Below are 10,542 nucleotides of genomic sequence, written 5' to 3' on the forward strand. Positions count from 1 at the left end.
TCGAGAAGCTGTTCCGGGCATTTACGGACCAGATCGGAGGGTCGGAGATCCTTACTGACAAGACGCTTTCGCTCAAGAGGTGAACAAGACATGACGCTCAAGCTCTATGGACTGTCAAAATGCTCGACTTGCCAGAAAGCAATCGACTGGCTTGACGGAAAGAAAATCAGACACAGCTTCTCAGATGTGAAGGAGACCCCCGTAACGAAGGATCAGGTTGCCAAATGGTCCAAGGCGCTCGGCGGTTGGGACAAAATGATCAACAAGGCGGGATATACTTGGCGAGGGCTTCCTCCAGCGAAGACTGCCAATCTCACGGAAGCAAAGGCGGTCGCGCTGGCTGTCGATAATCCCTCGCTGATCCGCCGGCCATTGATCGAGCACAAGGACGGTACTGTGACTGTTGGATTCTCCAAGAAAATTCAAGAGCTTCTTGGTTGATCGCCGTCATCCCGGCCGGGATCACCCGGCCAGGTTCATCCTGCAAGGTCAGTTACGTACAAGTGGTCGTGTCATGCAGGTGGGGCCACCCTCGCCCTTGCGGCATATGTCGGTGCCTTTGATGACCTCTACCCTAACGCCCTTGGCCTTCATGCGGCGCTCCGTCTCGGGATTGCCCTCGACCATCATCGCGTGGCGTGGACCAAGGGCGAGAACATTGCAGCCCATGGTATCAAATTCTTCCTGCGGAACCTCTACAAAATCAATCCCTCTTGCCTCGAGGAACTCAATCTGACGGGCTGCCATAAGTGGTGGGTAGACGACCGCAAGGTCATGGTCCAGTGGTGACAGACAAGACATGAGATGGAACACATCCGAGCGCCCCTTGTAATGAGGCATGTCAAACCAGAGGATCTCAACGTCAGGACCAGCCAGTTCACCCAGTTGGCGCAGTCCCTCGAGATTGGTGCGGTAGCCAACTCCGGCCAGCAGCGTGAAGCGGTCGATCCATACCAGATCTCCACCCTCAATCTTGCCCTCGCCAGTAATCTCGCCGGCAATTGGAAGGCCATGTGCCTCAAGCGCGGCACCATTTATTGCGGCTTCCTTGCGCCGTTGCGCTTTGCCCATCCGTGGTTTGACAAGTCCGCGGGGCGTAACGATCAGGGCGTCGTGGGTGTAGATGGAATCAAGGGTAAGTCCTTCTCCGCCGGGAAGCTTGATGATCTCGGCGCCTGTGCTGGCAAGTATCTTTTCTACCTGCGCATATTCCCGTTTCGCATTTGCGAGGTCGGGACGAGAATGAAAATTGAGGTCCTTCCATTCCGCGTCAATCTTGGCATCGCTCATGAAGGCTGATTCCACATCGCGGATTGCCACTTTCTTCAATTGGCCCCAGTTGTTGAACGAACCGAAATCAAAGCTCATTTCCGTCTGATCCTAAAAATGAGGGCGCTGCCATCCTTCTCCTCGTCCAGAAGGGTGTGGCCCTGCTCATTGCAGAAGTGCGGCATGTCTATTGCGGACATGGGGTCTGTGGCAATCACCCTTAGCACCGTTCCGGATGGCATCGTTTGAAGGTGCTTGCGGGCCTTCAGCACTGGAAGCGGGCAGAGCAGGCCGGAGAGGTCGAGTGTTTTTTCTGAATGATTTCGGGGCATGACCAGGCTACAAGATAGCATCCTACGGGGGGAGACAACAACCGTGCCGGAACTTCTGACCAAACTGTCAGCCTGCGGCGTGGTGGACCTGCTGCTGGCTACTCCGCAACGCAAGCGCGGCCTCGAAAAACAGCCAGTTCCAGAGGTTCAGCTCCGCTTCTCCGGCGTCGAGGGTGATTGTCATGCCGGGCTGACCCGCAAGTCCGATAGCCGCATGTCAAAGCAATATACCCGCGGCACGGAAGTGCGGAATTCGCGGCAGTTGTCCATTGTCTCGTTCGAGGAACTGGCCGATGTTGCCAGCCGCATGGGGATCCCGGCCATCAAGCCGGGTTGGCTCGGTGCAAACCTTGTTGTCAGGGGCATTCCCGATCTCACTTTACTGCCGCCCTCCACCAGACTGCAATTTGGCTCGGGTGCCATGATCGTGGTGGATGCCGAGAATCATCCCTGCCGTTACCCGACTGAGATCATAGCTCGGCATCATCCTGAGGTAACTGTGGGATTTGTGAAGGCTGCCATGCACAAGCGCGGCGTGGTCGGCTGGGTTGAAGCAGAGGGCAGGCTTCGGGTGGGCGACAAGATCTCGGTCTGGATCCCTCCTCAGCGGATCTATTCACATACATGAGAGTTGCCGCCGTCATCGTAGCGGGCGGCCGCTCCTCCCGCATGGGCCGGGATAAGGCGTTTGAAGAAATCAACGGGCAGAGCATCTTGACCCGTATACTCGCTCGCCTCAAGCCTCAGGCAGATCTCATCGTGATCAATGCCCGTGATGGCCAGGATCAGTACTCCAAGACAGGTTATCGGCTTGTCCCGGATATTCTCCAGATATCCACCAGTCCGTTTGCAGGTCTTCATGCTGCACTGCAATTTGCACGACATGAGAACTTCGATTCTGTACTGACAGTTCCGTGCGATACACCGTTCTTGCCCGATGATCTGGTGGCAAGGCTCTCTGGGGGTGAGTCTGACGCTGTCATTGCAGCCTCTGCAGGCCAGATGCATTATCTCACCGGTCTGTGGGCTTCATCCCTGCATGCAAAACTGGAAAAATTTCTGTTTGAGGGCCAGCTCTTTCGACTGCAGGATTGGGCGGCATACTGCAAGGCTGTTGCCGTCGACTGGCCTGTCGAGCCTTATGACCCCTTCTTCAATGTAAACACACCAAATGATCTTGCTGAAGCCCGGCGCATAGCGATGGAACTCCTCATATGACCAAAGTCATTGGTGTTGCTGGCTTCAAGAATGCTGGCAAGACGACCCTTGTCGAGAAACTGGTCATCGAACTCACCCGGCGCGGGTACCGTGTTTCGACCGTAAAACATGCTCATCATTCTTTTGACATTGACCATGAAGGCCGCGACAGTTTTCGGCACCGAAAAGCCGGAGCGTCTGAAGTAGCTGTTGTATCGCGCCACAGATGGGCCATCATTGCCGAGTTGCGCGATGATCCAGAGCCAACGCTCTCCGAGATACTGGAGAAACTCGCGCCTTGCGATCTGATCATAGTGGAGGGCTACAAAAGAGATGAGCACGACAAGATCGAGGTCCGGAATTTAGCTCTTTCTCATCCAGCACTTGCTGGTTCCGATCGAAGCATTGTTGCGGTCGCCGCCAACGGGCCTGTGGTTGATGCGCCCGTACCGGTCTTTGACCGAGACGATGTCGCGGCACTGGCAAGTTTCATAGAGACCCACGCCGGGCTTGGTCGGTGAGGGGCCAATGTCGGATTTGACACGGCCCCAGTCGTTCCGCCTCACGCCTGTTGAATCTAGCTCACTAATCTGTTCGGTATCGGTTTTTCCGGATTACGGGGATTTTCGGCTATGAAAACACATGCGCGCGTGGTCGTGATCGGCGGGGGCGTGGTCGGCGTTGGCACGCTTTATCACCTAGCAAAAAAGGGTTGGAATGATGTCGTTCTGATTGAGCGCAAAGAGCTGACCTCCGGCTCGACCTGGCATGCGGCGGGGCTTCTGCCGCTCTTCAACCTTTCCTATTCTGTAGGTCAGATCCATAAATACTCCGTCAATCTCTATAACTCCCTCGAGGCTGAGACGGGCCAACCTGTGGGCTTCAAAAAGGTGTCCAACATTCGTCTTGCGCGCACGCCCGACCGCTGGGATGAGTTCATGTACTACGCTGGCGTGGCAGAAACGATCGGGGTCAAGGTCAACCAACTTACCCCTGGCCAGGTGAAGGAAATCTGGCCGCTCTGCGAAACTGATGGGCTTCTTGGGGCTATCCAGCATCCTGATGATGGATATATCCAGCCTGCTGATCTCACCCAGGCAATGGCCAAGGGTGCGCGGTCAAGAGGCGCAGAGATCTATCGCAATACCACCGTAACTGGCATTGATCAGAAGCCGAATGGCGAGTGGATCGTGAAGACGGATCAGGGCGAGATCACATGCGAACATGTCGTTTCGGCAAGCGGCAACTTCGCCCGCAGGACTGGCGCAATGGTTGGGCTCGACATTCCGGTAATCCCGGTTGAGCACCAATACATCGTCACGGAGCCTCATCCGCTGATCCGCGAACGCCACGCCAAGGGACTTCCCGAAATGGGAGTTCTGCGAGAGGCTGACTCGTCTTGGTACATGCGCGAGGAAAATGGAGGTCTTCTCCTCGGACCCTATGAGCATGGTGCTCCTTGCTGCTACGTGGACGGTCCCTCAGATCAGAGCGAATACGAGTTGTTCCAGGAAGATCTTGATCGTCTCGCACCACATATCGAAACTGCAATCGCCCGCGTGCCTGCTTTTGGCGAGGTCGGCATCAAGAAAGTCTATAATGGCGCCATTGCCTACACGCCAGATGGCTCACCCATCATTGGACCGGCATGGGATAAGCGGAATTTCTGGTTGAACGAGGGTCACTCCTTTGGGGTCACGGCTGCTGGTGGCGCAGGCTGGCAGCTTGCCGAATGGATTGTCGAGGGTGAGCCGACAATTGACATGATGGGTGTCGATCCCCGTCGGTTTGGCCCTTATGCAACACGTGGCTATCTCAAAGCAAAGAATGAAGAAGCCTATGCCAACGTCTTCACGCCTCACTATCCTGATGAGGAGCGGGCGGCAGCACGTCCCCTGAAGCGGACACCCTGTTATGATCGGATGAAAGCGCTGGGTGCGGTGTTTGGCTCTGTTTATGGCTGGGAACGTCCAGGCTGGTTTGCACCGAAGGGCTATGGTTTGAGCAAGGAAGAGTTGAAAAGCCCAGATGTTCTGACCAATCACAACCATGCACCACCTACTGAGGATGGCCGTATTGTTGAGAAGTGGTCTTTCCGCCGGTCGAACTACTTCCAGTTCGTGGGCGAGGAATGCCGCAACGTCATGACTGATGTTGGCCTTCAGGACATGTCGGCCTTCGCCAAGATGGAAGTTTCGGGCCCGGGTGCTCGTGATTGGCTCGAATCAATTCTGGCCAACAAGATCCCAAAGAAGCAGGGCAGAATTGCCTTGTGTCACCTGTTGACACCACGTGGTGGGGTAAGGGCTGAATTCACGGTTTACGAGTGGGCTCCAGGCCGGTTCTATCTCGTCTCGGCTGGCGCATATGAACGGCATGATCACGATTATCTGAGAAAACTCTGTCCTCCTGATGGTTCGGTGCGACTGGCACCGATCACAACACGGCTTGGTGTGCTGGTGATCGCGGGTCCGAAGGCAAGAAAGGTTCTGCAGAAACTGACAGATACCGACCTCTCGAATGATGCCTTTCCATGGCTGTCTGGAAAGGAGATCAGTGTCGGTCACTGCAGCGCTCATGCCCTGCGCGTCAATTTCGTGGGTGAGCTCGGATGGGAATTTCATCATCCGATAGAACAGCAGGTTGCGCTGTTTGATCTCTTGATGGACGCTGGCAAGGATCTTGGCATCCGCCCTTATGGTATAAAGGCTATGTCGTCACTGTCGATTGAAAAGAGCTATCGTCTGGTACCGCGTGAACTCTCAATCGAATATTCGGCCTATGAGTCTGGTCTGGACAGGTTTGTTCATCCCAACAAGGGTCAGTTTATTGGCCGTGACGCTCTCGTAGATGGCAAGCAGAGTGGGTTGAACTGGAATTTCGTTACTATGGAAGTCCACGGTATAACTGACAAGCACTCGGATGCCCGTGGTTCAGAGCCACTCTATAGCCAGGGCAAGTTGATTGGACGTGCCACGAATGGTGGTTTCGGCTACCGTGTAAACAAGTCTCTCGCGCTGGGTATGGTTCGTCCGGAGTTTGCAGCGGTTGGAACGGAACTTCATATCAAGATCCTTGGTGATCTGTTCAAGGCCACGGTCATTCCTGAAAGCCCCTATGATCCCGAAAACAAGGCGCTTCGTGCCTGATCAATCCAGTAATTGCTTCCAGCCTTGATCAGGGTCGATAAGCAGGGTCAAACCACCCAAAACGGCCCAAGGTGATGACGGTCTCTGAACCCCGCTATGAGACGGGCATAATCTTCGTCCTGCTGGCTACTGTTGGCTGGAGCCTTGCTGGCGTTTTTGTCCGCTTTCTTCCCGGTCTTGATGGGTGGCAGATCAACTGCTGGCGCGGGTTTTGGATGTCCGTATTCGTCCTGGTCTATCTGGTCGCTACATATGGCCGGGATGTGGGCACCAAGTTCCGTAACATACCGCCGAAAGCCCTGATTGCAGTTGCAAGCTTTTTTACAGCTGGTTCCACGCTGTATGTCACGTCTCTTACGTTGACAGGAACTGCGACCGTATCAGTTATCGGCGCACTCTCGCCGATCTTTGCTGGCATTCTAAGTCCCTGGATCACACACGAACGTCCGACATTGGCTTCCTGGCTTGCGGCGCTCATGGCGTTGGGAGGAGCCGGTGTAATTGCCTGGGATGGCATCACCGCAGGCAATCTCCTGGGCATGGTGGTCTGTCTGCTGGTTCCAATCTCTTTTGCAGGTCAGACCCTTGCACTCCGTCGCTACCGCGGAATTGATATGGTTCCAGCCATCTGTGTTGGTGGTTTCGTGACGTTTATCGTAGCAGGCGTCATGGGGTATGTCGCTGGTGGTCATCCTGGAGGAGGCTTTCCTGTTTCTCCACAGGAAATGATTTTGCTTGCATTCATGGGGCCATTGCAACTTTCGATCCCGCTCATTCTCTATGCAAAGGGAGCAAAACATGTTCCTGCGGTGACACTTACCCTGGTCGTGATGCTGGATGTTGTGCTTAGCCCATTTTGGGCCTGGATTGGCGCTGGCGAGCTTCCTGCAAAGTCAGCTTATATCGGAGGGAGCATCATTATTCTTGCAGTCATGGTTTCCATTCTTGGTGATCGTTGGATGAGGCGTGCAAACGTGGGGCCCACATAGTGAACCGCTCTGCTGCAACATTGATTGGCTTCTCTGCGATTGTCATGTGGGCTTTGCTGGCTCTGATGACGGCCGCAAGTGGCACGGTTCCGCCATTTCAGCTTGCAGCCATGACATTCCTGATCGGGGGCCTTATCGGGGCCATGACATGGCCGTTCCGCAGATCAGCATTTTCCTCGATGCGACAAGACTGGAAGGTCTGGCTTGTAGGCATTGGTGGCCTGTTTGGCTATCACTTCGTATATTTTAGTGCCATTCGAAACGCACCAGCAGTTGAGGTCAGTCTGATTGCCTATCTCTGGCCGCTGTTTCTTGTGATTTTCTCTGCGTTGCTGCCTGGTGAACGAATAAGGTTGCATCACGTACTAGGCGTCGTGTTTGGGCTTGCCGGAGCAGTGGTGATCATGACTGGTGGACAAGGGAGATCCATGTTTTCCAGTATTGGATACGGTCATCTGCTGGCTTTCGCCTGTGCAATCATTTGGTCAGGTTATTCCGTTTTGTCACGTCGATTTGGAAACGTTCCAACCGATGTCGTTGCAGGTTTCTGTCTGTTGACGGCTGTCCTTGCACTGATCTGTCACATGATCTTTGAAACAACTGTATGGCCTCAGGATTGGCAACAATGGCTAGCGGTGCTTGGGCTGGGCCTGCTCCCGGTGGGGATCGCTTTTTATACCTGGGATTATGGCGTCAAGCACGGCGACATCATGGTGCTGGGTGCTGCCTCCTATGCATCGCCACTCCTGTCAACTATGGTTCTTGTTGCAGCAGGCTTTGCGTCGCTCACCATGTCTGTTGTCACCGCCTGTTTTCTCATTACGCTTGGCGCGGTGATTGCCGCTAAAGATCTGCTGCTGAGGACCCCACCTTCTACTTGAAGACATCCTTCCGCCTCCGAAGTTCGGCAAAGACCTTCGCGTCTGTTTCCCCATTCATTTCCAAAACAGTTCGGATCTCTGGGCTGTCAGTGCGCAGGAAGGGATTTGCAGCGAGTTCCGCTCCAATGGTTGATGGACAGGTCAGCTGATGTCTCGCACGCCGCTCATTGACCTCTGCGGCACGCTCTTGCAGGTTCACATTACCGGGTTCGACGGACAGGGCGAAGCGGGCATTGGATAGCGTGTATTCATGGCCGCAGTATAGTCTTGTTTCCTTTGGCAGTTTCTTGAACTGAGACACCGAACGATACATTTCGTCCATCGTCCCTTCGAATACGCGACCACAGCCGAGTGAGAAGAGCGTATCGCCGGCAAAGACGACAGCTTCTGATGGCATGTGGTAGGCGATGTGACCTTTGGTATGCCCGGGGCAATCCATCACGCCGATGGTATGGCCTGCCCAAGACAGGAGATCACCCCCTCCGACTTGCTGATCGATGGCTGGTATCAGATCCGCTTCTGATTTTGGGCCCATGATGGTGCAGGCAAAGCGCTTTTTTAGGGCTATGTTACCTTCGACGTGGTCACTGTGATGATGGGTCGTCAGAATGTGTGTCAGGCTCCAGCCAGATTTGTCCAGTTCTGCCATGATGACCGAAGCATCTGGTGCATCGATGGACACCGTTTTGCCGGTCGCCGTATCATTGATCAAGACACCATAATTGTCAGCCCTGCAGAGGAAAACACGAAACACGAGATGTGACATGGGCATGGCCTTTTTTTCGGAGCGCGATATGCTGGGCGCACATGGACAGTGTTGACCTCAGGGAATTCTACGGCAGCCGTCTCGGTTTGGCTACCCGCCGCTCGCTGGCAGGTCAGCTGAGGCCTCGATTGACGGGAGTGACCGCGGCGCGTGTCATGGGGCTGGGCTATGCCATGCCCTATCTCGTCGATTGCATTGAAGCTTCGCAAGCACAGCTCGCCTTCATGATGGCGCGGCAGGGCGTCTTTCGCTGGCCGGAGAATGGGTCGGTACAGTCTGCCTTGGTCGATGAAAGTGACCTGCCACTCCTGGAGAGCGTGATTGATGTTGCCCTTGTGGTCCATGGACTGGAGCTCACGGATGCGCCCCAAGACATGCTCAGGGAGATCTGGCGGGTGTTGTCGCCTCAGGGTCGACTGTTGCTGGTGGTGCCCAACAGGCGAGGGGTTTGGGCCCGTTTCGACACCTCGCCATTCGGACATGGACAGCCCTATTCGCGGCCCCAACTTTCAGCCCTGCTGAGAGAAAGCCAGTTTTCGGTCATTTCCTGGGCGCATGCGTTGTATTTTCCTCCATCGACGAGCAGCGCCATTCTTTCTGCTGCGCCGGCAATTGAGAGCATTGGTTCCAGGCTGATGCCGGCTTTATCCGGCGTGATCGTCGTGGAAGCCGTCAAGCAAGTCTACGCAATTGCATCAGGCAAGCGAGCCAGGCGGCTCTTGGCGCGCACCCGGCCAACGCTTGCCCCAATACCGGCCACGCGGCGCTTCAGGGCCGATTTCTAGCCCGGGATTGCATTTCCCGGCCCGGCGCCTATGAATAGCGCGCCGTCCCGGTGACGTAACCGGGGTCCAAGCGAGATGAGCCTTCCGATCCATGACCACCCGACAGCCTGAAATATCTCTGGATGCCCTGCGGCAAGAGATTGACGCAATCGATGGTGATCTGCTCCGGCTTCTCATCCGCCGCTTTGAGACGACTGACCGTGTTCGGGCCAACAAGGCTTTCGATGGATCGCTGGGGGTGTCTCCACTTCGGCCAGCTCGTGAGGCAACGATGTTGCGGCGGCTGATTTCAGAAAGCCGGGGAAGCCTTTCACCAGACCTCATCGTGCAGCTGTGGCGCGTCATACTATCTGCCTCTATCCAGTCGCAGGCCCCTGTCACGCTTCACATGGCCAAGACAGATGAGCATGATATGGTTGCCCGCACCATAGTCGCTCAGCATTTTTTTGGTATCAGCGTTCTGTTCCACGACGGTGCAAACGAGGTCATCCAGCATATTCGTCAAAAACGTGGTGACCTTGCCGTACTGGCAGCAGGCTCTGGCTGGGGCGATGATATTTTTTCAGGAGATCCGATTCCCACTCAGATTGTTGCAACACTGCCGGCTTTGGCCAGTGGAGCGGAACCACAATTGTTTGTTCTTGGTCACGTTGATCCTCAGCCAAGCGGGGATGATGAAACACTGCTCCTGCTGCCTCCGAATGTCCCAATGCCATCTTCCAGGCTGTGGCACATGGCTGTTGGCAGATTTGTACTTGTAAGTCTTCCGGGGTTCCTTGCTGTTGAGGTTGATCCGCTTCGGGAGTATCTGAGGCATCGCCCGGGTGTCCTGGTTGCTGGCCGCTGCCCTCGGCCAATAAGGTATGAGCATGCCAACTTCTCAGAATAAAAGGCCCGAACCGAATCCTGGAATCCTGGATATCGCTCCGTATGTGCCGGGAAAAAGCGGAACCAAGGGTGCACGCATTCATAAGTTGTCGTCGAATGAGTCTCCCATTGGGGCAAGTCAAGAAGCAATCGAGGCATACAGAACTGCAGCATCGACTCTTGAATTATATCCGGATGGGAGCGCGACTCTCCTGCGCGAGGCGATTGCCGGTCGTTACCGCCTCAAGGCGGAGTCCATCGTGTGTGGTGCAGGTTCGGATGAGCTTCTGCAGCTTTTGGCGCATGC

General features: G+C 55.2%; 12 protein-coding genes and 1 pseudogene. 10 read left to right on the top strand and 3 right to left on the bottom strand.

Annotation, left to right across the window (positions count from 1 at the left end):
* Window positions 1-90: 90 nt before the first annotated feature.
* The gene (locus ACILRN_RS12655) at window positions 91-441 is read left to right on the top strand and encodes a Spx/MgsR family RNA polymerase-binding regulatory protein (protein WP_395688814.1); all 351 of its coding nucleotides are present in this window, start codon (window positions 91-93) and stop codon (window positions 439-441) included.
* A 48-nt stretch (window positions 442-489) separates the two neighbouring features.
* On the opposite strand, the gene ACILRN_RS12660 is transcribed toward ACILRN_RS12655, so the two are convergent.
* Together ACILRN_RS12660 and ACILRN_RS12665 are read right to left on the bottom strand one after the other, a co-directional pair.
* Window positions 490-1,368: a dimethylarginine dimethylaminohydrolase family protein gene (locus ACILRN_RS12660; protein ID WP_395688815.1), complete on the bottom strand. Its 879-nt coding sequence runs from the start codon at window positions 1,366-1,368 to the stop codon at window positions 490-492.
* Window positions 1,365-1,622 carry a sulfurtransferase TusA family protein gene (locus tag ACILRN_RS12665; RefSeq protein ID WP_395688833.1) on the bottom strand — a complete coding sequence of 86 codons (258 nt, stop codon included), beginning with the start codon at window positions 1,620-1,622 and terminating at the stop codon, window positions 1,365-1,367. Before ACILRN_RS12665 ends, ACILRN_RS12660 begins: the two co-directional genes overlap by 4 nt.
* 22 nt (window positions 1,623-1,644) lie before the next feature.
* Between ACILRN_RS12665 and ACILRN_RS12670 the strand changes: the two genes are divergently transcribed.
* The 6 genes from ACILRN_RS12670 to ACILRN_RS12695 all read left to right on the top strand — a co-directional run bounded on the left by ACILRN_RS12670 (window position 1,645) and on the right by ACILRN_RS12695 (window position 7,817).
* Complete coding sequence (locus ACILRN_RS12670; protein ID WP_395688817.1) at window positions 1,645-2,229, top strand: MOSC domain-containing protein; 585 nt, start codon at window positions 1,645-1,647, stop codon at window positions 2,227-2,229.
* Window positions 2,226-2,819 (top strand): molybdenum cofactor guanylyltransferase MobA, encoded by a 594-nt coding sequence (gene mobA / locus ACILRN_RS12675; protein WP_395688819.1) that lies wholly within the window; start codon window positions 2,226-2,228, stop codon window positions 2,817-2,819. The genes ACILRN_RS12670 and mobA overlap by 4 nt, the downstream gene beginning before the upstream one ends.
* Window positions 2,816-3,319, top strand: a complete 504-nt coding sequence (gene mobB / locus ACILRN_RS12680; RefSeq protein ID WP_395688821.1) for a molybdopterin-guanine dinucleotide biosynthesis protein B — start codon at window positions 2,816-2,818, stop codon at window positions 3,317-3,319. Before mobA ends, mobB begins: the two co-directional genes overlap by 4 nt.
* A gap of 111 nt (window positions 3,320-3,430) precedes the next feature.
* Entirely contained in the window at window positions 3,431-5,947 is a 2,517-nt protein-coding gene (locus ACILRN_RS12685) for an FAD-dependent oxidoreductase (RefSeq protein WP_395688822.1), read from the top strand.
* Window positions 5,948-6,021: 74 nt separating this feature from the next.
* Entirely contained in the window at window positions 6,022-6,936 is a 915-nt protein-coding gene (locus ACILRN_RS12690) for a DMT family transporter (RefSeq protein WP_395688824.1), read from the top strand.
* Window positions 6,936-7,817: a DMT family transporter gene (locus tag ACILRN_RS12695; protein WP_395688826.1), complete on the top strand. Its 882-nt coding sequence runs from the start codon at window positions 6,936-6,938 to the stop codon at window positions 7,815-7,817. The genes ACILRN_RS12690 and ACILRN_RS12695 overlap by 1 nt, the downstream gene beginning before the upstream one ends.
* Here the strand turns inward: ACILRN_RS12695 and gloB are convergent.
* Window positions 7,810-8,583: a hydroxyacylglutathione hydrolase gene (gene gloB, locus ACILRN_RS12700; protein WP_395688828.1), complete on the bottom strand. Its 774-nt coding sequence runs from the start codon at window positions 8,581-8,583 to the stop codon at window positions 7,810-7,812. The genes ACILRN_RS12695 and gloB overlap by 8 nt on opposite strands.
* A gap of 41 nt (window positions 8,584-8,624) precedes the next feature.
* On the opposite strand from gloB, the gene ACILRN_RS12705 reads away from it, so the two are divergent.
* The 3 genes and pseudogenes from ACILRN_RS12705 to ACILRN_RS12715 all read left to right on the top strand — a co-directional run.
* The gene (locus tag ACILRN_RS12705; RefSeq protein ID WP_395688829.1) at window positions 8,625-9,368 is read left to right on the top strand and encodes a class I SAM-dependent methyltransferase; all 744 of its coding nucleotides are present in this window, start codon (window positions 8,625-8,627) and stop codon (window positions 9,366-9,368) included.
* Window positions 9,369-9,459: 91 nt separating this feature from the next.
* A complete protein-coding gene (locus tag ACILRN_RS12710) occupies window positions 9,460-10,257 on the top strand; it encodes a chorismate mutase (RefSeq protein WP_395688831.1) in 798 nt (265 codons plus the stop codon).
* Window positions 10,238-10,542 (top strand): annotated as a pseudogene (locus ACILRN_RS12715) (histidinol-phosphate transaminase); the annotation flags it as partial. The gene ACILRN_RS12710 and the pseudogene ACILRN_RS12715, both read left to right, overlap by 20 nt.

Source organism: Aestuariivirga sp., assembly GCF_044238155.1.
GTDB lineage: Bacteria > Pseudomonadota > Alphaproteobacteria > Rhizobiales > Aestuariivirgaceae > Aestuariivirga.

Coding starts and splice junctions, on each gene's coding strand:
- ACILRN_RS12655 (WP_395688814.1), top strand. CDS start 91: ATGACGCTCAAGCTCTATGGACTGTCAAAATGCTCGACTTGCCAGAAA.
- ACILRN_RS12710 (WP_395688831.1), top strand. CDS start 9,460: ATGACCACCCGACAGCCTGAAATATCTCTGGATGCCCTGCGGCAAGAG.
- gloB (WP_395688828.1), bottom strand. CDS start 8,583: ATGTCACATCTCGTGTTTCGTGTTTTCCTCTGCAGGGCTGACAATTAT.
- ACILRN_RS12705 (WP_395688829.1), top strand. CDS start 8,625: ATGGACAGTGTTGACCTCAGGGAATTCTACGGCAGCCGTCTCGGTTTG.
- ACILRN_RS12685 (WP_395688822.1), top strand. CDS start 3,431: ATGAAAACACATGCGCGCGTGGTCGTGATCGGCGGGGGCGTGGTCGGC.
- ACILRN_RS12690 (WP_395688824.1), top strand. CDS start 6,022: ATGACGGTCTCTGAACCCCGCTATGAGACGGGCATAATCTTCGTCCTG.
- mobA (WP_395688819.1), top strand. CDS start 2,226: ATGAGAGTTGCCGCCGTCATCGTAGCGGGCGGCCGCTCCTCCCGCATG.
- mobB (WP_395688821.1), top strand. CDS start 2,816: ATGACCAAAGTCATTGGTGTTGCTGGCTTCAAGAATGCTGGCAAGACG.
- ACILRN_RS12660 (WP_395688815.1), bottom strand. CDS start 1,368: ATGAGCTTTGATTTCGGTTCGTTCAACAACTGGGGCCAATTGAAGAAA.
- ACILRN_RS12665 (WP_395688833.1), bottom strand. CDS start 1,622: ATGCTATCTTGTAGCCTGGTCATGCCCCGAAATCATTCAGAAAAAACA.